Origin of the sequence: Paenibacillus xylaniclasticus (assembly GCF_004001065.1) — a bacterium.
GTDB classification, from domain to species: Bacteria; Bacillota; Bacilli; order Paenibacillales; family Paenibacillaceae; genus Paenibacillus_T; species Paenibacillus_T xylaniclasticus.
In genome coordinates, this window is sequence record NZ_BIML01000026.1 from 51,583 (window position 1) to 73,374 (window position 21,792).

General features: G+C 52.6%; 17 protein-coding genes and 1 pseudogene. 2 read left to right on the forward strand and 16 right to left on the reverse strand.

Annotation, left to right across the window (positions count from 1 at the left end; genetic code table 11):
* Positions 1-224: 224 nt before the first annotated feature.
* From gltX to PXY01_RS18345, 4 genes are read right to left on the reverse strand one after another with little or no spacing between them, the layout of a single operon-like run.
* Positions 225-1,688, reverse strand: coding sequence for a glutamate--tRNA ligase (gene gltX, locus PXY01_RS18330; RefSeq protein ID WP_127571939.1), 1,464 nt, complete (start codon positions 1,686-1,688; stop codon positions 225-227).
* 35 nt (positions 1,689-1,723) lie between these two features.
* Entirely contained in the window at positions 1,724-2,215 is a 492-nt protein-coding gene (ispF, locus tag PXY01_RS18335) for a 2-C-methyl-D-erythritol 2,4-cyclodiphosphate synthase (protein WP_127571941.1), read from the reverse strand.
* A gap of 14 nt (positions 2,216-2,229) precedes the next feature.
* Complete coding sequence (ispD, locus tag PXY01_RS18340) at positions 2,230-2,943, reverse strand: 2-C-methyl-D-erythritol 4-phosphate cytidylyltransferase (RefSeq protein ID WP_127571943.1); 714 nt, start codon at positions 2,941-2,943, stop codon at positions 2,230-2,232.
* Positions 2,944-2,992: 49 nt separating this feature from the next.
* The gene (locus PXY01_RS18345; RefSeq protein ID WP_127571944.1) at positions 2,993-4,087 is read right to left on the reverse strand and encodes a PIN/TRAM domain-containing protein; all 1,095 of its coding nucleotides are present in this window, start codon (positions 4,085-4,087) and stop codon (positions 2,993-2,995) included.
* A 141-nt stretch (positions 4,088-4,228) separates the two neighbouring features.
* Here PXY01_RS18345 and PXY01_RS18350 point away from each other — a divergent pair, with 141 nt between their 5' ends.
* Positions 4,229-4,624 carry a nucleoside triphosphate pyrophosphohydrolase family protein gene (locus PXY01_RS18350; RefSeq protein WP_127571968.1) on the forward strand — a complete coding sequence of 132 codons (396 nt, stop codon included), beginning with the start codon at positions 4,229-4,231 and terminating at the stop codon, positions 4,622-4,624.
* Positions 4,625-4,801: 177 nt separating this feature from the next.
* On the opposite strand, the gene pssA is transcribed toward PXY01_RS18350, so the two are convergent.
* From pssA to PXY01_RS18405, 11 genes and pseudogenes are all read right to left on the reverse strand, one after another.
* Complete coding sequence (gene pssA / locus PXY01_RS18355) at positions 4,802-5,542, reverse strand: CDP-diacylglycerol--serine O-phosphatidyltransferase (protein ID WP_127571947.1); 741 nt, start codon at positions 5,540-5,542, stop codon at positions 4,802-4,804.
* Between the two features lie 114 nt (positions 5,543-5,656).
* Positions 5,657-6,727, reverse strand: coding sequence for a DNA integrity scanning diadenylate cyclase DisA (gene disA, locus PXY01_RS18360; RefSeq protein WP_127571949.1), 1,071 nt, complete (start codon positions 6,725-6,727; stop codon positions 5,657-5,659).
* 12 nt (positions 6,728-6,739) lie between these two features.
* Complete coding sequence (radA, locus tag PXY01_RS18365; protein WP_127571951.1) at positions 6,740-8,110, reverse strand: DNA repair protein RadA; 1,371 nt, start codon at positions 8,108-8,110, stop codon at positions 6,740-6,742.
* A 278-nt stretch (positions 8,111-8,388) separates the two neighbouring features.
* The gene (locus PXY01_RS18370) at positions 8,389-9,861 is read right to left on the reverse strand and encodes a DHA2 family efflux MFS transporter permease subunit (RefSeq protein WP_246028001.1); all 1,473 of its coding nucleotides are present in this window, start codon (positions 9,859-9,861) and stop codon (positions 8,389-8,391) included.
* The gene (locus PXY01_RS18375) at positions 9,858-11,207 is read right to left on the reverse strand and encodes an LLM class flavin-dependent oxidoreductase (RefSeq protein WP_127571972.1); all 1,350 of its coding nucleotides are present in this window, start codon (positions 11,205-11,207) and stop codon (positions 9,858-9,860) included. The genes PXY01_RS18370 and PXY01_RS18375 overlap by 4 nt, the downstream gene beginning before the upstream one ends.
* 569 nt (positions 11,208-11,776) lie before the next feature.
* Positions 11,777-12,823 (reverse strand): ABC transporter substrate-binding protein, encoded by a 1,047-nt coding sequence (locus tag PXY01_RS18380; RefSeq protein ID WP_174721849.1) that lies wholly within the window; start codon positions 12,821-12,823, stop codon positions 11,777-11,779.
* 298 nt (positions 12,824-13,121) lie between these two features.
* A pseudogene (locus PXY01_RS18385) lies at positions 13,122-13,661 on the reverse strand (YfiT family bacillithiol transferase).
* Between the two features lie 166 nt (positions 13,662-13,827).
* Complete coding sequence (gene clpC, locus PXY01_RS18390) at positions 13,828-16,296, reverse strand: ATP-dependent protease ATP-binding subunit ClpC (protein ID WP_127571955.1); 2,469 nt, start codon at positions 16,294-16,296, stop codon at positions 13,828-13,830.
* Positions 16,293-17,378, reverse strand: coding sequence for a protein-arginine kinase McsB (gene mcsB, locus PXY01_RS18395; protein WP_127571957.1), 1,086 nt, complete (start codon positions 17,376-17,378; stop codon positions 16,293-16,295). Before mcsB ends, clpC begins: the two co-directional genes overlap by 4 nt.
* 23 nt (positions 17,379-17,401) lie before the next feature.
* Positions 17,402-17,911, reverse strand: coding sequence for a protein-arginine kinase activator protein McsA (gene mcsA, locus PXY01_RS18400; RefSeq protein WP_127571959.1), 510 nt, complete (start codon positions 17,909-17,911; stop codon positions 17,402-17,404).
* Positions 17,912-17,976: 65 nt separating this feature from the next.
* Positions 17,977-18,438, reverse strand: coding sequence for a CtsR family transcriptional regulator (locus PXY01_RS18405; RefSeq protein ID WP_127571961.1), 462 nt, complete (start codon positions 18,436-18,438; stop codon positions 17,977-17,979).
* A 411-nt stretch (positions 18,439-18,849) separates the two neighbouring features.
* Between PXY01_RS18405 and PXY01_RS18410 the strand changes: the two genes are divergently transcribed.
* Positions 18,850-20,067 (forward strand): hypothetical protein, encoded by a 1,218-nt coding sequence (locus tag PXY01_RS18410; protein ID WP_127571963.1) that lies wholly within the window; start codon positions 18,850-18,852, stop codon positions 20,065-20,067.
* Positions 20,068-20,377: 310 nt separating this feature from the next.
* On the opposite strand, the gene PXY01_RS18415 is transcribed toward PXY01_RS18410, so the two are convergent.
* The gene (locus tag PXY01_RS18415) at positions 20,378-21,562 is read right to left on the reverse strand and encodes a GNAT family N-acetyltransferase (RefSeq protein WP_246028002.1); all 1,185 of its coding nucleotides are present in this window, start codon (positions 21,560-21,562) and stop codon (positions 20,378-20,380) included.
* Positions 21,563-21,792: the final 230 nt, after the last annotated feature.

A 21,792-nucleotide genomic window follows, 5' to 3' on the forward strand; every position in this document is an offset into this window, starting at 1 on the left:
TGAGCCTCCGCATGACGGTTGTCCTCTCTGCGAATTCCTATATTCACGTGCTTCTCCTGTTCCAAGCCTTTGTCGAATTAAATCGTGCAGGATCGAAGCCGAAACGATATATCCATTCCGCTTCGAACCAATCATCTTACGCTTAGTATAACGAATCGCCGCGGAAGTGACAAGGGAGCGGCATTGGCATGCAGCGCCTATTCCTTCCCCCATGTCCTCTTCGATCAGCGCCCGAGTCGCAGCTTCAGACGGTCTACTACCTTCTGTTTGCCGAGCAGCGCAATCGTCTGGTTCAAATCCGGACCGTGCGTCTGACCGGTCAGAGCCGCGCGGATCGGCATGAACAGCTGCTTGCCTTTACAGCCTGTCTCCTTCTGAACTGCCTTAATCAGCGCTTTCTGATCATCTGCGCTGAAGGACTCTGCCGCCTCTACCTGTGCAAGATAAGCGCTCAGCACGGCCGGTACCTGCTCCTCAGCCAGCACATCAGCAGCATCGCCTTCATCGACGACAGCGTCCTGGAAGAACAGCTCCGTAAGAGCAACGATGTCAGAGCCGCTGCGCAGCTTATCCTGATACAGCTTCACCAGGTCGGTTACCCATGCCCGCTCTTCTGCCGTCATCGACTCCGATACCCGGCCGGCTTGGCGAAGATGCGGCAGACACAGGTCTACAACCCGTTCCACATCCGCTTTCTTAATATATTCGTTGTTCATCCATGCAAGCTTGTTCGTATCGAACACAGCCGGGCTCTTGCTAAGGCGTGAAGCATTAAACACTTGAATAAGCTCCTCGCGCGTAAAAATCTCCTGCTCTCCCTCCGGAGACCAGCCGAGCAGCGCGATAAAGTTAAACAGCGCTTCCGGCAAGTAACCGAGCTGATCGTACTGCTCGATGAATTGAATAATTGACTCATCACGTTTGCTCAGCTTCTTGCGCGATTCATTAACGATCAGTGTCATATGGCCGAACTGAGGAGGCTCCCAGCCGAACGCTTCATAGATCATCAGCTGACGAGGCGTATTAGAGATGTGATCCTCGCCCCGCAGTACGTGCGAAATACGCATCAGATGATCATCGAGCACAACCGCGAAGTTATACGTTGGAATACCATCCTTCTTCACGATGACGAAGTCACCCATGCCTTCGGATTCAAAGCTGATCTCGCCCTTAACCATGTCGTTGAAGGTGTACGTCTTATTGTCCGGCACACGGAACCGAATGCTCGGAATACGTCCTTCCGCTTCATATGCAGCGCGCTGCTCCTCGGTCAGATTCCGGTGACGTCCGGAATAACGCGGCGTCTCACCGCGTTCGATCTGCTCCTCACGCTCTTTCTCCAATTCTTCCTCCGTGCAATAGCAGCGATATGCCAGACCGCGGTCGATCAAATCCTGCCAATATTCGCGGTAAATATCAAGGCGCTCCGTCTGGCGATAAGGACCGTATCCGCCGCCGATATCAACGCTCTCGTCCCAATCCATGCCAAGCCATTTCAAATATTTCAGCTGGCTCTCTTCACCGCCCGCTACGTTACGTTTCACGTCGGTATCTTCGATCCGAATAATAAACTTGCCGCCCAAGCTGCGTGCATATAAATAATTAAACAAAGCCGTTCTTGCATTGCCGATATGTAGATGTCCGGTTGGTGACGGCGCGTACCGGACGCGAATTTCTTGTTGTGTCATATCAATTGCTCCCCTCAACTCGTACTATATAATGCCTAAGATGATAGCATATCCTTCACAAGACAGACAACCGATTGCGCCGCGATTCCTTCGCCGCGTCCGGTAAATCCGAGCTGCTCGGTCGTCGTCGCTTTTACGTTCACTTGAGACAGGTCATCTGCCTCCAGCACGCGCGCGATTACTTCCACCATCTGCGGAATGTACGGCAGCATCTTCGGACGCTGCGCGATAATCGTATTGTCAATGTTTCCAAGCTTGTATCCCCGCTCCTTCGCCAGCAACCACACATGCTCCAGCAGCTTGACGCTGTCGGCATCCTTGAACGCCGGGTCGGTGTCCGGAAAGTGTTTACCAATATCGCCAAGACCCAACGCACCAAGCACAGCATCCGCTACCGAATGAAGCAGCACGTCCGCATCGGAATGGCCAAGCAGCCCTTTCTCGTATGGGATCGTTACACCGCCAATAATACATGGCCGCCCCTCTACCAGCTGATGCACGTCAAACCCTTGTCCTACTCGAATCATGTCCAAGCTCCCCCTTATCGTTGTTCCCGCTCTCTCATCTCCAGTAGAAAATGCGCATAGGGCAAATCCTCCGGCGTCGTAATCTTGATGTTCGTATATTCGCCCTCTGACACAACGACCGGAATGCCCATCCGCTCCACGACCATCGCATCGTCTGTTCCTAAGAACGATTCCGCTTCGGCCGCTTCATGTGCTTTTGTCAGCACAGCACGCCGAAAAGCTTGCGGCGTTTGGATCGCCCACAAGCTTCGGCGGTCAGGCGTCGCGACGATAACGCCCGAGTCATTCACCTGCTTAATCGTATCCTTCACGGGTACGGCAATAACCGCCGCTCCCATCTCTCCTCCGGCCATAGCCGCTTCGCAGCATGCACGGACAGCGCCAGGCGTGACGAGCGGCCGCACGCCATCATGCACCATCACCCATTCAAGCTGCGGAGGCAAAGCCTTCAGCCCCTTATGAACAGACTGCTGACGCTCTGCGCCGCCAGATACGATTGCGGTCACCTTCGTTAACCGGTAACGCTCTACCCATTCAGAGCATCTTGCAATATCGCCAGCTCCCACAACGAGCGCAATCGCCGCCGTCTCCTCCATCGACTGGAATAGCTCCAGCGTATGAACGAGAATCGGCTTATCCTTTAGCATCAAATACTGCTTACTCTCCGCCGTCCCCATCCGCGTGCCTTTGCCGGCTGCTACGATGACAACGCCCCATTCTGCTTTCATGATATCGCTACCCGCCTCGCCGTATAATCAATGTTACCATCATACCGCTTTATTGGGCTTTTTCCAACAGCTTCGGCTTCGCAAATATCATTCGACCTGCTGAGGTCTGCAGTACACTCGTCACGAGCACCTCCATCGTCGTGCCGATATAGTCGCGCCCGCCTTCGACGACGATCATCGTTCCATCATCGAGATAAGCGACTCCCTGACCATGCTCTTTACCATCCTTAATGACTTGCACAACGATTTCTTCACCTGGCAGCACGACTGGCTTGACCGCATTCGCCAAATCGTTAATGTTCAACACCGATACCCCCTGCAGCTCGCACACTTTGTTCAGATTAAAGTCGTTCGTTACAACCTTTCCTCCCAGCGCCTTCGCGAGCTTCACAAGCTTGCTGTCCACTTCGCCAATTTCCTCGAAATCACCTTCATATATCAGCACACGGACATCGAGCTCTTTTTGAATTTTGTTCAAAATATCAAGACCGCGCCGGCCACGGTTGCGCTTGAGCAGATCCGACGAATCTGCAATATGCTGAAGCTCCTCTAGCACGAACTCCGGTATGACAAGCGTACCTTCGATAAATCCGGTTTTGCAAATATCAGCAATACGTCCGTCGATAATAACGCTCGTATCCAAAATCTTATGCTCCTCATACCGTCGCTTGCCGTCCTCTTCAACTGCCGGGACTTTCCTTTGCAGCAATCCGCCAAGACCAGCCGCGAGCTCTTCCTTTTTTCCTAGGCCGAGCTGCAGCCCAACATAACCGAGCAGCAACGTCAGGATGACGGGAATAAGAATACCGATGCCGTCAATGCGCGCGACAGCCGGATACAGCAATGCTGAGAAAATAAGACCAGCCAGCATACCTGCCGTACCAGCGAGCAAGTCGTATGCAGGCAGCCCAGAAAGCCGTTGTACACCGGCACGCAGCCGCGCAGCAATTGGACCGGACATCATTGTCGCCGCCGCGAAGCCTAGAAACGCGCCGATGGCAATATACGTGTAATACAAGCCAGAGCTGCTGCTTTGCGCCGCTCCCAGCATTGATGAAGACAGACCGCTGCTCATCCAAGCATTCCATTCGCTTCCGAGCGTTCCGCCTAACCAAATGCCGATAATTTGAATAATTCGTTTCATGACCAAACCCACCTCCATTACCCATTATGGTCATCGCAATGAACCATTAATCGCCGTTCCCACCAATTTCTTTTGAAATGCCAATGCATGGAGATTATAATGGGGGTATACGATAGCCGAAGACAAGAGAGGTGGATGAAAGTGAGCGCTCCTACTTTAGATCAATTCCAACGGCAAGTATCCGAACTATTGCTGCGACATCGCAGTCTGCTCGACGTCCTGTCCAAATTCGGCCAGACCAGCTCAGCCGTTAACCGGGCCGTCGCCAAAGCGGTAACCGAATGTGGATGTATCGAATTGAATGCGAAGAAACAAGCTTACTCCGATAACACCGATCTGACGGCAGCACAAACGGTTCTCCAGAACCATATGGAGGGACAACTGTGTGAGCAATGCAGCGACGTGCTGCGCTCCGAGCTTGGCCGCAACCTGTTCTATATGTCCGCCTTATGCAATCTGCTGGACATTAAGCTTGAGGATGTCGTTGCCCGCGAATCGGACAAATGCTCTACGCTCGGCCTATTTAACATGAGATAAATAACATCGAAGTCGAATATAAACAATAAGGACGGTACAGACAACAAGTCTGCACCGTCCTTTTGTACCGAGGACATCCGCTTTCAATGAAGCAGCCTCTAAAAATCAATAGCGGTGCAGGGATCGTCTCCCACGCACCGCTATTTTAGTATAATACGCCTGCTCCGCGCGCGCGAATTACGCGCTGTGCTCCGACTGCGCTGCATCCTCAGCAGCACGACGCCGGCTCTTACGAGCCGTTCTGCGGAACAGCGCTCTAACGTTTTTTTTTAACCCGTACAGTGCATAGAGCAGCAGCGGGACGAAAATAATTTTGGACAAATGCTTCGGAAATAAATATCCAAGGATGACCGCTACTACAACAATAATGGGTACAACCCATATCGCACTCTTCGGAATACCGATTTTCTTAAAATTCGGATACTTCACTGTGCTGACCATTAAGAATGATAACAGCAATGTGCTGACCATTAGAATAGCCACCGGAATATCTTTATAGAACAAGGCAAGCGTCGACAGAACGCCGCCCGCAGCCGGAATTGGAAGACCGATGAAATAGCCTGGCATGCTGGAGATAACATTAAACCTTGCAAGCCTTAACGCGCCGCAGATTGGAAACAGAGCGGTGACGATCCAAGCCGCAGCCTGATTAATATGCTGGAAGGCGACCACGTACATAATGAATGCTGGTGCGACGCCGAACGATATTACATCAGACAACGAATCGAGCTCCTTGCCGAATTCGCTCTGTGCATTAAGTGCTCTCGCGATCCGTCCGTCCACTCCGTCGAGCAGCATCGCTATAATAACCATCATCGCTGCAAGCTCCGGCTTCTCGTTAAATACAAGTATGATGGCGACAATACCAAGGAAGAGATTGCCTACCGTGAACAGGCTGGGTATCGATTTTGTGATCATTTCGTTCCACCTCATCTCTACTATGCCCAGAAAGTTGCTTGATGTACACGCACCGGACATATAAATTCCATCCAGTACCAGATGGCGCGAACGCATTCCCTCATTGTATGTGATTTAAATCTGCCTGTCAATGAACATTTGCTCTTGAATCCGTTTCAGCCCTTCCTTGATCGCGCGAGCGCGCACCTCGCCGATGCCGTCCACTTCGTCCAATTCTTCATAAGTTGCCATCACAATATGAGGCAAATGGTGGAATCGTTCAACAAGGTTGTGCATCACAACAATTGGGAGACGAGGGATTTTGTGCAGCAGCCGATACCCGCGTGGCGAGACCGATTCCTCTGCCGACGTGCCGGAATAGCCCAGCAGTCGGATGACATGCGGCGGGTCCATCAGTTCGTCATTGCTGAGCTTCTTGAGCGCCATTCGGATCTCACGAATCCGGTCGTCTGAGTTATCTTTGGCATAGTCCTTGAGCAGAAACCATGCATCCTCCTCGACGCCGCCGACGAGCTCATCCATCTGCATGCCAATCAATCGACCTTCCGTTCCGAGCTCTGTCACGTACCGTTTAATTTCCATCTTGATTCGAACAACCATCTCAACTCGATGAATAACATGAGCAACCTCTTGCAAGGTTACAAGCTCTTCGAACTCGGCCGCAGACAAGTTCGTGAACGCTTGCTTGAGCACTGCCTTATATTTCTCGAGCGTTTGAATCGCTTGATTCGCTTTCGTCAGAATGACAGCCATATCTTTCAGCGCGTAGCGCAGATTGCCTTGGTATAACGTAATGATGTTGCGGCGCTGGGAGATCGATACGACAAGCTTGCCAGTCTGCTTCGCCACCCGCTCTGCCGTCCGGTGCCGAATGCCCGTCTCCGTCGATGTAATGGAGCTGTCGGGAATCAGCTGCGTGTTCGCGTATAGAATACGTTTAAGGTCCTCGCTTAGAATGATGGCTCCATCCATCTTAGCCAGCTCATATAAGTAGTTTGGTGAGAAGTCACAGTTGATCGAAAATCCACCGTCCACGACTTGCATCACTTCCGGGCTGCAGCCGACGACAATCAGCGCCCCCGTCTTTGCACGCAGCACGTTCTCCAGACCGTCACGAAAAGCCGTTCCCGGAGCGACCAGCTGCAGCAATTGGTACATAACCTCAAGCTCTCTCTGTTCCTTCATTATGTGCCCCCTCTATCCGAGCGCTGCCGCGAGCGCCTCCGCCACGGTGGATACGCCGATGATTTCAATATTAGATGGCGGCTTCCAGCCCTTAAGACTATTCTCGGGCATAATAACCCGCTTAAATCCAAGCTTCTCTGCTTCGCGTACTCGCTGCTCTGCACGGGATACGGCGCGAACCTCGCCGGTTAGGCCGACCTCGCCGAACACGACATCGAACGGACGAGTCGGCGCATCGCGGAAGCTCGATGCGATGCTGACCGCGGCCGCCAGATCGACAGCCGGCTCATCCAGCTTGACGCCTCCTGCTACGTTCAGATAAGCGTCCTGATTTTGTAAAAACATGCCCATTCGTTTCTCCAGGACGGCAATAATGAGTGCCATCCGGTGATGGTCGATACCGGCAGACATGCGGCGCGGCGACGGAAAATTCGTCGAAGCGACGAGCGCCTGCAGCTCAACAAGAACCGGCCTCGTCCCTTCCATGCTCGCCACGACGGTCGATCCGGCTACGCCAAGCGGCCGCTCGGACAAGAACAGCTCCGAAGGATTGGATACCTCACGCAGGCCGCTTTCTCCCATCTCGAATATCCCGATTTCGTTCGTCGAGCCGAACCGATTCTTCACCGCTCTTAGCAGCCGGTAAGTATGGTGCCGTTCGCCTTCGAAATATAACACGCAGTCGACCATATGCTCTAACAGCCGCGGTCCAGCAATCGCGCCTTCCTTCGTAACGTGACCGACGAGAACAGTAGCAATGCCTTTAATCTTCGCAATGCGCATGAAATGCGACGTGCATTCCCGCACCTGCGCGACGCTTCCGGGCGCCGATTGCACATTCGGGTCGAATACCGTCTGAATGGAGTCAATGACGACGAGCGCCGGATCGATCGATTCGATCGCTTCTCGGATCGATTCGACATTCGTCTCACACAACACGTACAGCTGCTCCGATAACGAGCCGAGACGATCGGCGCGAAGCTTCGTCTGGCGGACTGATTCCTCACCCGATATATACAGGACTCGCAGTCCGCTTGCCGCAAGCGAGTGAGACGTCTGCAAGAGCAGCGTAGATTTGCCGATACCCGGATCACCGCCGACGAGAATTAGCGAGCCGGGAACGACCCCGCCCCCGAGCACACGATTCAGCTCGCCCAGCTTCGTATCGACCCGCGGTTCTTGACCACTCTCTATATGTATGATAGAACGCGGTTTTTCTTTCGTTTGAAAAACAGCGGCTCCCGCCGCTCCCGCCGTGCGGACAACCGTCTCCTTCTCCTCCACCATGGAGTTCCAGGCTCCGCAGCCCGGGCATTTGCCCAGCCATTTCGGCGATTCGGTACCGCAATCCGTACAGACGAATTTTACTTTTATTTTTGCCATTGTCGGCTCCCTTAGCTGTTAACGATATCAATTCAAAGTTTACCATTTCCAAAGCGTAATATAAAGCCCACGTCAAAAAGGGACACCACTTTGCCATTGGTTGATGGCATACAGCAGGTCCCTTCGTCGATTCCGTACAACGGACATTATCTGCTCATAGATCTGTGTTACAAGGACAACCCTGTTATCCAAACGGAGGGCCATTCCGTCTTCTAAGCATGAACAGCTTTGCTCTCAAGGTCAATTGTATCAATGTTTAGATCGTGTTAGCTATAAGGCTAATCTCCTGCTTTCTGTAACAAGGGTTTTGCGCCTGAAGCTGTTGACTTCCGGCTGCGTCGGAGCAGCAGCGCCAACGGCAGCCCGAACGAGCTCGTGATGAGTGCTAGAATGAATACGTCGCTTAATCCATGAATATAAGCCTGCGGATCTACGGCATATCGGCTAGGATCACCTCCGTAAGCATTCGTTCGCGCATAGAAGTAAGCGGTGAACAGCCCGATCGCAAGAGCACCTCCAGCTTGGCGAATCCAATTAATCAGCGCGGATGCATGGGACGACAATCGCTGCTCCACAGCAGACATGCCCGCATTCATCGCCGGCGTCATGGACAGGCCAACTCCGACATAACGAACGGCCATCCACAGCATAACGAAGCCATGGCTTGCATTCTCCTGCAGCCGGCTGAACTGCCAGGTTGCGAGCAGCAGCAGCAGCGTTCCGGCAACAAGCAGCTTGCGGGCTCCTAATCGACCATACAGCTTAGAAGCGATGGTCGTCGAGAGCGTCATCGTCAAAGCGGGCGGCAGCAGCAGCAGGCCGACGTGCATCGCTGACATACCCTGTACTTGCTGCAGAAACAACGGAATAAAATAAATGCCGGAGTACAATCCCGTAATTAGAATGAGCGAAGCGGACAAGCTTGCCGTGAAGGTCCGATTCGCGAACAAGCGAAGCTCCAGCAGCGGCTGTTCGATCCGCAAGCTTCGGCGCACGAACAATGTTAGCAATAGAATAGAGAAGAGGCTCAGCAATTGAAGAACAGGTGAAGCAAGCCCCCATCGGTTCAAATTACTGAATACAAGCAGCAGCGACAGCGTCCCGCCAATCACATAGCATAGGCTCGGAATGTCCGGCCGGTTCGCAGCACCTTTACTGGTCTGATGCGGTAAGTAGGCAAAGCCCATCCACCAGACGAGCAAGCCGAGCGGAACGGTAACCCAGAATAATAAGCGCCAATCCGACTGCAACAGCCAGCCGCTTATTGTCGGCGCAAGCGCCGGGCCTAAGATGGTCGACATCGTCCACCAGCCGAGGGCGGACGAATTCCGTTCCTTCGGCAGCGTTCCATAAATGATCGAAAGCGTGAGCGGCTGCATGATGCCGCAGAATACACCCTGAAGCGTCCGCAAGATAATGAGCGAACCAATGTTCCAGGCGAAGGAGCATGCAATCGAACAAAGTGTCAGCATAATCGTGCACAAGAGAAATAACCGCCTGGCTCCGAACCTTTCTTCAAGGTAAGCGCATAGCGGCGCGGCCATTCCGGTCGCAAGCGTGAAGCCTGTCATAAGCCATTGTACGGTCTGCAGGTCGGTATGAAAAATTGCAATAAAACCGGGCAGCACCGCATTCAGCGACACCACGTGATAGATAGACAAAAAAGAGCCGAGGAATAATGCCGCCATAGGCAGGCGGCTTCCTCCCCGGCCGTCGATCCCTCGGATGCTCGCTGCGTGCGCAGCTCTCACTCTGCCACCTTCACGGCAGATGCCGCTTTCAGAATGCGGCTGTGGGCCTTAGGCCGCTGCAAACCGAGATTTTCCCGCAGCGTACGTCCCTCATACTCCTCACGGAACAAGCCTCGGCGCTGCAGCTCCGGCACCACGAGATCGACGAAATCCTCCAGCCCTCCCGGCAAATATGGCGGCATAATATTAAAGCCGTCCGCCGCACCATTCTCGAACCATTCCTGCAGCTGGTCAGCGATCTGGGCCGGCGTGCCGATAATTTCCCGATGTCCGCGTGCCCCTGCAATGCGCTGATACAGCTGGCGAATCGTCAGTTGCTCGCGGTCCGCTAGATCTTTAAGCAGCTGGAACCGGCTTTTAACACCGTTAATCTGCGATAAGTGCGGCAGCTCCGGCAGCGGACCGTCAACCGGATAAGGCGACAGATCGAAGCTGATTAATCCGGACAAGAGAGCCACGCCAGCCTGCTCGGGAATTAGCTGCTCGAACAGCGCCTTTTTCTCCGCCGCCTCTTCTTCCGTCCGGCCGATAATCGGGAATACGCCCGGCATAATTTTCAGCTCCTCTGGCTTGCGTCCGTACTTGGCCATTCTCCCTTTGACATCCGCATAGAAGCGCTGCGCTTCCTCTAGTGTCTGCCAAGCCGTGAAGATCACTTCCGCCGTACGTGCTGCCAGCTCCTTACCCGGCTCTGAGGCACCGGCTTGGATGACAACGGGATGACCTTGAATCGGCCGTGCGACGTTAAGCGGACCGCGCACGCTGAAGAACTTGCCTTTATGGTTAATCGGAGTTACCTTACTCCGGTCAGCAAATCGTGCGGATGCTTTATCATACAGCAGTGCGCCATCATCCCAGCTGTCCCACAGCTTTCTGACGACATCGACGAACTCTTCTGCCCGCTCATACCGAAGGTCATGCTGAACGTGCTTCTCCAAATTGAAATTGCGCGCTTCGGCATCTGAGCCCGACGTGACGACGTTCCATGCTGCCCGGCCAGAGCTTATATAATCAAGCGAAGCGAACTTACGCGCGACGTGGAACGGCTCATTGTACGTCGTCGACACGGTGCCGGCTAGGCCGATCCGCTCGGTCACAGAGCTTAAAGCCGACAGTAACGTGAACGGCTCGGGACGAACGTTAACCGTCTGCTCCAATGCTTCCGGGAACCTTTCGGCAACAGCGTAGCCATCGGCCAGAAACACCATGTCGAACTTGCCACGCTCCGCCGTCTGCGCAAGCTGTTTATAAAAGCGGAAATCGAGTACGCCCGTCGCCTCCGCGTCCGGGTAACGCCAAGCAGCGACATGGTGACCGGGCGTCATAAGAAATGCCCCCAGCCTCATTTGTCTGCGGATTGCATCCGTACTGGTTAAGTCCGTCCCATTCGTGCTCTCATTTACGTTCGAATGATTCTTTTTGCTCATTTTAGTCCACTCCTACATTTATTTTTCTACCCTCCCAAACCCTCCCTGCAAGGGAGGGCCCCAAAGGGCTCGCGCCCTCTGGACTCCGCCAAGCTCATTCTATCTACTGTCTTCCATCCCCACCGCTTGCCGTCCCTTGCGGGACCCGCTCCACTTTTCTCTGTATCTATCTTCGTTCCAAACGTCTGCTCCCTTGTTCGTTGCCCCTGACAACATCCGTGCTATCAGTCGCTTGCCGTCCCTTACGGGACCCGCTTTACTTCTGCGCTCCTACCGTGACCAGCCTCCGCCCTGCTCTAATGCGGGCACAAGCATTAAATGAAATTAGTTACTGGCTGAATTGCACCATTTGGTTCTTAATGCAGAACTCGAAGAGAGAGCCAATGCGATAAGGGATCTAGAACACCTACTTTCGACGTGCTGACCCACAGCCGCTCTTTTAAGTGCCTTTGGGCACTTATGTTGCTGCGGTACGAGGAGGCGGCGAGTTACTTCTGAGCTTGGTCGTCTTGGAAGGCGCTGAATTCATTCGTGTAGTAGTCCGTTAGTTTAACTTGGTCTGCCTTTAATTCGCCGTTGTTAACGAGCCAGTCGGCCCATACCTGAAACTCGCTTTCGCGAATATAGCCACCTTTGCCTGCAATGCCGGTACTCTTCCAATAGTCGATCGCGGTAGTGTCCTCCTTGCGGTCGCGCTTCTCGATAATCTCTTTGTACTTGGCAATGACCTGCTCTCGAGGCGTCGTACGCGCCCACTCGATCGCTTGGCCGGTCGCCTCGACGAATTTACGCACCGTGTTCGGGTTATCTTTCAAAAATTTGTGTGTGAATACGTAACTGCCCGCTGTGAACGAGCCGTATAAATCATAGTCGCTAAACAGTAGTCGAATACCTCCCCGCTCCAACGCTTTATCTCGAAGCAAATTGCCGAGCGAGGCTACGTCGATTTGCTTCTGGCGAAGCGTCTGCTCCGAGTTGACTGGCGGGATGACTACGAGCGTTACCTGCTTGATCTCGTCCTCCGTTAATCCATTCCGGCGCAAATATTCTTTGATCACGAACTCGGAATGTGCCCCCAACGTGTTGACGCCAATCGTTTTGCCAATCAAGTCCTTCGCGGTCTTAATCGGGCTATCATCCAGCACATAAAATCCACCAAACGTATTCTCGTCGGTGCCATAGTACCCAATAACCGCCTTCACCGGTGCCCCTGCCGAAATGAGCTTAATGATCGCTCCGTTGAACGCACCGCCAAAATCAGACTGTCCAGTCGCCGCCGTCTGAATATCTTGCGGACCGCTAATCGTATTGCCAATCCATTTCAGCTTGATCGGAGCAAGATATCCCAGTTCCTCCGCAAGCTCAGGAAATGTAACAGCCCCTACACTGCCCTGATAGCGAAGCTCCAGCTTCTCGTAATCCGAACCGTTGCCGTCACCCTTGCTCACCGCCGATTTGCTGCCATTCCCGCATCCCGCAACCGCCACCACTCCAGCAAACGCAATGGCCGCTATAGACCATGCCCATCTATTCATAACGGTATTTCTCTCCCTCATTCTCTACACATCCTCTCCTCTTCTCTTTCTTCTTCTGTCTGTAAACTGTGCATACGCAAAAAAGGCCTTTACTCGGATTATCTCCGGCGTAAAGACCTCCAGAAGGACTGGTCGGCAATCATAGAACCGAGCCTTGCTGCACTCGAGCTCATTAATTCTATAATTCCAATTGACTTAGTATGATTAGAATACTACCACCCGTTACCATTTCCGTCAATAGTTAAAAAGCCCCGCCCGGAAAAATCCGTATGCGAGGCGTGTTCTCAAGAAAACGAAACTACCAGCCTTTGCGCTCTCTCAAGCTCGTAATTTGCGCAACATGGTGCTTGCCGTGCCAAGCGTACAGTCCTGCAATCTCATTCAACGTCATCCGGCCGTTCTGTGGATGGATGACGCTGCATTCGAACTGCTCGGAGCTCATCGAAGCAAGCAGAATGCTCCAACGCTCATGGAGCGCTTCGACAAGCGCCAGCGACAGCTTGACAGGTGCATGGGCGCCATCTTACAGCTCAGCCCATCGTTCTTCGTAATAAGGCTTGATCGTTGGCTGCTCCTCCGTCAACGCCAGCTTGAACCGCGTGTACGCGTTCATATGACCGTCCGCAATATGATGCACAACTTGGCGTACCGTCCACCCTCCATCGCGATAAGGCGTATCGAGCTGCTCCTCACTCAAGCCTGCGACGGCGGCGTTAAGCTCTGCAGGCAGACGTCTGATCTCTTCCACCCATTGCTTGCGCTGCTCCGGCGTAATCGTCTCGCTAGGCTCATATTGTCCGATTGGATATCGGACGGCTTCCAATTCCAGCTCGCTCATTCGATCCTCTCCCTTTGCACCAAGTTCGATTAAGGCCAACAGCCCTTAATAGGACAAGCCTAGCACGCCATCCTCACACTAGCAAGCAATGTAAGCAGCACAGCCAATCAATTACATCTGAAAACGAAACACCGCGCAGCATTAGGCTGCGCGATGTCTCGATCCATTATTTATTTGCAGGCTCTACATTGTCTACCTGCTGCCCGCTTCCGCTGGCACGGTTCACTACAAGCTCGCCATCCTTCTCGTCGATAACGAGCGAGTCGCCCTTCGTAATGTTACCGAGCAGCAAGTCCTCAGACAGACGGTCCTCGATATGCTTCTGAATCGCCCGGCGAAGCGGACGAGCGCCATATTGCGGATCGAAGCCTTCCTTCGCAAGGAAGCTCTTAGCTGCATCCGTCAGCACGAAGTCAACCTCTTGCTCTTTCAGACGTTTACGTAGCTCTTCGGACATGAGCGTTACGATTTGCGCGATATGCTCCTGCTCGAGCGAGTGGAACACGATTGTCTCGTCGATCCGGTTCAAGAACTCCGGACGGAAGCTTTTCTTCAGCTCGGCCATCACTTTATCCTTCATTTGGTTGAACTCGCGTCCCGAGTCGTGAACAGCCGTAAAGCCGAGCGTCGAATTGCGCTTAATTTGATCCGCGCCGACATTGGACGTCATGATGATCAGCGTATTGCGGAAGTCGACGACACGACCCTTCGAATCGGTCAAGCGTCCATCCTCCAGCACTTGGAGCAAAATATTGAACACTTCGGGATGAGCTTTCTCAATCTCATCAAGCAATACGACAGAATACGGCTTGCGGCGCACTTTCTCGGTCAATTGGCCGCCTTCCTCGAAGCCGACGTAGCCTGGAGGCGCTCCGACGAGACGGGACGTAGAATGCTTCTCCATGTACTCGGACATGTCGATTCGAATGACCGCATTCTCGTCGCCGAACATCGATTCCGCAAGCGCGCGCGCCAGTTCCGTCTTACCTACGCCTGTAGGACCTAGGAAGATGAAGGAGCCGATCGGACGCTTCGGATCTTTCAGTCCGGCGCGGGCACGGCGGATCGCCCGTGCCACTGCCTTCACCGCATCCGTCTGGCCAATGACGCGATCATGCAGAATGTCTTCCATCTTCAGCAGACGCTGCGTCTCTTCCTCTGCCAGCTTGCTGACCGGAATGCCGGTCCAGCTTGCAACGACCTGCGCGATATCCTCAGGCGTCACCTCGGAATCGGTACGACCTTGCTTCTCCTTCCATTGGTTGCGCGTCACATCCAGCTCCTCGCGCAGCTTCTGTTCCGTATCACGAAGTGCCGCAGCCTTCTCGAATTCCTGCGATTGAACCGCGGAGTCCTTCTCCTTACGGATGTCCTCCAGACGGTTTTCCAGCTGCTTCAGGTTTGGCGGTACCGTATATGTTTTGAGTCTTACTTTGGATGAGGCCTCGTCGATCAGGTCGATCGCTTTGTCCGGCAGGAACCGATCGGTAATGTAACGATCAGACAGCTTCACGGCTTGCTCGATCGCTTCATCCGTAATTTTCACCCGGTGATGCGCTTCATAACGGTCACGCAGACCGTGAAGGATTTGGATCGCTTCCTCTGGCGACGGCTGGTCAACCGTAATCGGCTGGAACCGGCGCTCTAAGGCTGCGTCCTTCTCGATATATTTGCGATATTCATCAAGCGTCGTCGCGCCGATGCACTGCAGCTCACCGCGAGCCAATGACGGCTTCAGAATGTTCGAAGCGTCGATTGCACCTTCCGCTCCACCTGCACCAATCAGCGTATGCAGCTCGTCGATGAACAAAATGATGTTATTCGCTTGACGAATTTCGTCCATAATTTTCTTCAGACGATCCTCGAATTCGCCGCGGTATTTCGTGCCCGCCACGACCGATCCCATGTCGAGCGTCATCACGCGCTTGTCGCGCAGCGTCTCAGGAATCTCGCCGGCAATAATCTTTTGAGCGAGCCCTTCAGCAATCGCCGTTTTACCGACGCCCGGCTCCCCGATCAGCACCGGGTTGTTCTTCGTCCGGCGGCTAAGCACTTGAATGACGCGCTCAATTTCTTTGCTGCGGCCTATAACCGGATCAAGATTGCCTTCGCGGGCGAAAGCGGTCAAGTCACGGGCCAGGCCGTCAAGCGTTGGCGTACTGACGTTCGATGGCGTGCCATGATTGCTCGATACCGCCTCGCTGCTGCCGAGCAGCTGAAGCACCTGCTGGCGAGCTTTGTTCAAGCTGATGCCAAGATTGTTCAGCACGCGGGCTGCGACGCCTTCTCCTTCACGAATAAGACCGAGAAGAATATGCTCTGTACCGACATACGTATGGCCAAGCTTTCTCGCTTCGTCCATCGACAGCTCGATCACTTTCTTCGCACGCGGCGTATAAGCAATATTCGTCGGCTGCTCTTGGCCGCGACCGATGAGCGCCTCTACCTCATCTTGAATTTTCTCCAATCCCAGACCGAGACCGATTAGTGCCTTCGCCGCAATGCCTTCTCCTTCGCGAATTAATCCGAGCAAAATATGCTCCGTTCCGATATTGTTATGACCAAGACGAACCGCTTCCTCCTGCGCCAAAGCAAGCACTTTCTGCGCACGTTCCGTGAATCTTCCGAACATCATTGCGATACACCCCCATGATTGTTGTGCTGCGATATTAGGCCGCGAATCAGCTCAGCCCGCCTTACATCTCTCGCTTCTGGACTCAACGCTTCATTGAAGACCTGCTGCAGAAAACCAGGCTGTGTCATGACCATCAGCTCGTTCATGTCCTGCTGCGACAAGTTATGGATCATCCCTAGATCGATGCCAAGCCGAATATCGGACAGCCGTTGAGCGGCTTCCTTCGAATCCATAATAGCTGCATGTGACAGAATGCCGTATGAGCGTCTTACCCGATCCTCGATCCGGATCCGCGATTCGGCAACGAGCCGTTTTCTCGCCGCTTTCTCGTGCTCGATAATTTGCTGCGCTACACTGTACAGGTTGTCGATAATTTCGGTTTCGGACTGTCCCAGCGTAATTTGATTTGAAATTTGAAACACATTGCCCAGCGATTCGCTGCCCTCGCCATACATCCCTCGTACTGCAAGGCCAACCTGCGTAACCGCCGATAAAATACGATTAATTTGCTGCGTCAGAACAAGCGCCGGCAAATGCATCATGACCGATGCGCGGATGCCGGTGCCGACGTTAGTCGGACAGCTCGTTAAATACCCTCTTCTCTCGTCGAAGGCGTAATCCGCCTGTTCTTCAAAAATATCGTCAATGCTGCTCGCCAATGCCCAAGCCTCATGAATTTGGAAGCCGGGATATAAACATTGGATTCGCAGATGATCTTCTTCGTTAATCATGATACTGACGGACTCGTCTTCATTCAGAATAAATGCTCCGTTCCGCGATTCATTCGCAAGGTTCGGACTGATGAGATGCTTCTCGACCAGCACTCGCTTCTCCAGCTCGCTAAGGTCGGCCAGCTTGTAAGTCTCGAACCGTCCAATCCCGCTCAGCATGTTCTGTGCCGAAACGGCCGTCAGCCGATTCAACACTTCCAGCGACTGCTGGTTCGTCGCCAGCATCGGGAATGGGAAATTGCGCAGGTTGCGTGCTACCCTTATCCGGCTGCTGATGACTATTTCCGAAAACGGACCTTTACCTTTCATCCAATCACTGAGCGGCTGCTCGGCGAACCTTCTCTTCGACAAAATCAAGCCTCCTCCCTTCGCGCTTACAGCCCTTCGGCTTTCCGTTCGAGCTCCCGAATCCGGTCGCGGAGCTGCGCCGCTGCCTCGAATTCCTCGTTGTCGATCCGGGCATGCAGCTCACGCCGCAGCCTCTCGATTTCTCGTCTCGTCTGGATAATACCGCCGGAGCGTTTCGGAATTTTGCCGACATGAACCGTATTGCCGTGTACCCGTTTGAACAACGGATCAAGCTTGCCCTCAAAGCTGCGGTAACAAGAGCTGCAGCCGAAACGGCCGATCTTGCTGAACTGCGCATAGGTTAATCCGCAATCCTCGCAGCGAAGCGCTTCCTGCTTCGCACCCTGTCCCGCCCTTTCGAAATCGAGCAGGCCGGACAGCAGGCTGTGAATCGAGAAACCGTTCGCCGAACCGGGAATAAGCTCCCCCTTATCTCTGGCGCACGTCTCGCAAATGTGATACTCGTTCTTATCGCCATTCACAATCTTTGTAAAATGAAGCGTTGCCGGCTTCTTGCCGCATTCCTGACAAATCAAGCCGCCATCCCTCCTTCGCCTTCAGTCTGCTATCACCGCAGCTGCGCTGACAATAACGCGCTGACCTATCTGGTCAACAGCGCAATGAGCATCGCCTTCATGACGCGTGCGCGTACTTCGTCGCGCAGCGGCAGCTTCAAAGCAAGCGCCTCGCGCGATACCGCAGCCTTAAGCAATTGGGCTTCCCTTTTGGTGACGAGCTCAGCTTCCTCAAGTTGATATATTAGACCTTCTGCTGCGCTCTGATCGACGCTGTCCCCGATAATGCCGCTAAGGTAAGGTGCGATCGTCTTCAGAGCGGGCAGATCAGCGCGTTGGATACGAATATATCCACCGCCTCCTCGCTTGCTCTCGACCAAATAGCCCTTCTCCAGCGTAAATCTCGTGCTGATCACATAATTGATCTGCGATGGGACGCAGGAGAACCGGTCCGCGAGATCGTTACGCTGAATCTCGACTGCGCCTTCTTTGCTCTCCTGAAGCATCTGTTTCAAATACTGTTCGATGAGATCGGAAATGTTACGCATGCACCAACCTCCCACATGATGCGCTTGCTTCATGGTCTTACGGATCATACTGCATTTTGCTTCGTCAAAGCTTAGTCACAAGCTTGAGGCAAGAAGGCCGGTAGAATGGAGAGCCTTGCTTATCCATAGACGCGGGTTGCGAACCGTACGTCGTTGACTTTGACTTTCTTTGACTTTAATTTCATTATACGATTTCTTGAACGAAGGTCAAGAGGTTAAAGCTATATTCGTCAAAATTGTCTGACAGTTTGTCATTCCCCTGCAAACCCGTCTTTATTAGGGTTGGATGTCCTCCCTTTGTTTATACGTGTCTTTACTCCTCTTTTCGCAACCTTTATTCCTATTCCCGCGTCTAACCGAGTACTACAGCAAGCATCGGACATAACGTAACGTCAAATAAGGAGTGGCTCTATGCATTATCAGAAAGGTCAACTTGCAGCGATGATGAGCGGCATTGTATTGGCTGGGACACTGGTTTCATCGGCTCTTGCCTATGCGCAGCCAGTAAGCGAGTACGACAATGTGTATCCGGTATATCATGACAAGAGGAGCGGAGAAACATTTTATCAGCTGAGCGACCAAAGCAGCAGCTCCGCCATAATTTACGCTGACCGTCAAGGGAATTGGAGCAAGCTTTCTTATGTCTCCGTCATGCAGTATCCGTATTTATTTTTTAGACCCTATACGAATTCGTTCGTCTTCTTTCAATCTGATCTTCCCCATCTGTACAACAAGCGATTCATGTATGATCCGTCCCGCAAAGCAGTCATTGACGGGCAGACGTATACGATGTCGCCGAACGGAGAAAGTGGCTTTTTACAGATCGAGCATTATATATCAGTGAGGAACACGAATTCGGAAGGATTTACACCGCGCCGCGGAACAACTTTATTAATGAAAAATAGGACAACAGGTATTATTCGCGAGCTATGGACCGGAAGAGGATTTCTGCAAACGTCCTATACGAACGACGGCCGTCTGCTTGTCAGCACAGACAGCAAAGTATATTTAGCTGATTCACAATCGTTCAAGCTGAAGCCGATCGCAAGCGGTCGCTTGTATTATTACGCGGATAAGACAGATGAAGCTGTTATCATCCAATCGGACACTGCTGATCTTCTGCTCTATCAAGTAAGCGACGGAACGACCCGAACGATAGGACCGAGCGAGCCAAGACCGAAATATTCGAACATGAACACTGGTTTCCCGCCGAAGAGCTGGCCAGTTCCTAGTCCATCGCTCGAGGTAGACAGCCTTCCGGTCACGCCAATATCCATAGAATACCAGCCGGAAGCTCTGCTTACGCTTGGTGGAGAATATGAAGAGGATATTTCGAAGGTGGCAGCACCGCTTGCTTTTATTGGAACCAATGGGATCACATATGTGCCGTTAGACCCATTCAAGAACAAGCTCAGACTTAAGGTGAAGAAAGAGATAACGACCCGAGACGACGCATCCCCTTACCGGTTTAACGTATCTCTAAAGCAGTACCAGTTGACTTTTGACGACACGAACAGTCGAATCATAAGTAATCGCTTGTACGTTCCACTCAGCGCTCTGAAACAGCTCGGTATGGGTGACGTCTCGATCGAATGGAACCCACCTGCCGTACCGTTTGATTTGAAATAAAGGTCGAACGTCAACGCCAAACAGCAGGAAATTTGAAGAGGCTTCGTGTAATACAAAAGCTGGCGCAAAGATCATCACAGAGGCTCTTAACGCAGTCTGGGGAGAACGGATAACTATTGGTGATTGACTACAATCCGAATTTCATCAGTATAAAGGGGCAGTCCGGGCGGACGCCCCTTTCTTTTGTGGTTACGGATCAATCGGAGCGATTTCGCAGAATATGTGTATGTTATGCAGACTTTCTTCTACTCCTCTGTCGCATGCGGCTAAATTAATGCAATAAATGCAGGAATGAGCCTCGTCTCGTAGCTTAAAAGAAATCATATAAAAAAGTATTGGCTGCAGGTATTAGCTGCTCCAGACACTGTACAGTCTGCTCGCTGCCCGTCAGCTTACCGAGCTGGTGCAGTCTGGCCGGCCTTCGATAGCCCAGCATCATACTTGTCAGTGTCTGAATATCGCACTCGACCGCGTTCACAAGCTCCGTGTCAGGTAACGCAGCGATAGGCTTCATCGTGCCACCGCCCATTTTATCCACATGTAGATAAAACCATCCGTCGTTCCATTCTGCAGCATGGTCATGCACACGTATATACACATCATGTGAATGTCCTGTGGACACGAACGGATAATGGGCAGCAAAAGCTTCATTATCCACAATTCGTGCCATAAAGTAAGGTACAATCTCCTGCTTCACCCGCGGATCGTCAAGCAGCACCGTCAAGTCATCATCGATAGGGGCGATTACGGTCACTTCATTGGCCATCGAATCATGGTTCGCAATGAACGTCCATAGCGCCCGCCGAGCTGTTTCATTAATGGCGATCAGCTCATGAACGGTCATCACTCTCTCCTTCACTTCATATAGGATATATCCTTGCGGCTGCCCGTCCTCCGAACGATATACAGCCGTCTGCCCTTTCTTCCGGGTATAAATTCGTTCCGTCCACCAATTATCAGCACGTGACAGCATTCCGTTATAGCGAGCAGCATAAAGCTCATAGATCGCTGACAACAGCTCTGTATTAGGATTAATCAGCCGTTCTATTGTTCCAGGCACCTGTACTCTCGCCGGCAATCGGAACGTTTCGATCGTATATTTTCGGTATTCGGTCAGCATCTCCCATCCGTACTTCCGATAGAAGCCAAAATCGAACGGATGCAGCATCGACACGGTTTGCCCGGCCTCGCGCATCGTTCTTAACGAATGGTACAGCAGCTTTGAGACAAATCCTTGTCTGCGGTATTCCGGCCAAGTTGCGACACCAGCAATTCCACCCATCGCAAACTTATGCCTTTGTATGTATACATGCAACGGCAGCAGTGTCAGCTGCGCCATCAGCTTCTCGCCTTCGAAAGCGCCCCACCTTTCATCCGGCTTAAACTGCGGCCTGCGAGCCTCCCTTTCCTCCTCGGTCAGCTCGATTTGAAAAGCAAACTGCGACAAATTCATGCTCTCTTCGAAATGCTCACTCGTTAGATTTCGAATTTCCACGCCAGTTATCCCCCCTCCGTGAATAAAATGTGGATCAAAACCGTTCGTTTTCAGTTCAGCACTTATTCACATCTGAATAATTATTCCTGTGCTCTCGATCTCTTATCTCTCACGTGGCGTCAAGCTTAGTGTATGGTAATCAAAAGGCTGCTGTCCAGATCTGAATAAATCAATTCCAGAACAAAAAAGCCACCGTCATTAGACAGTGGCTTCCCTGTGCTTGGCGTCGT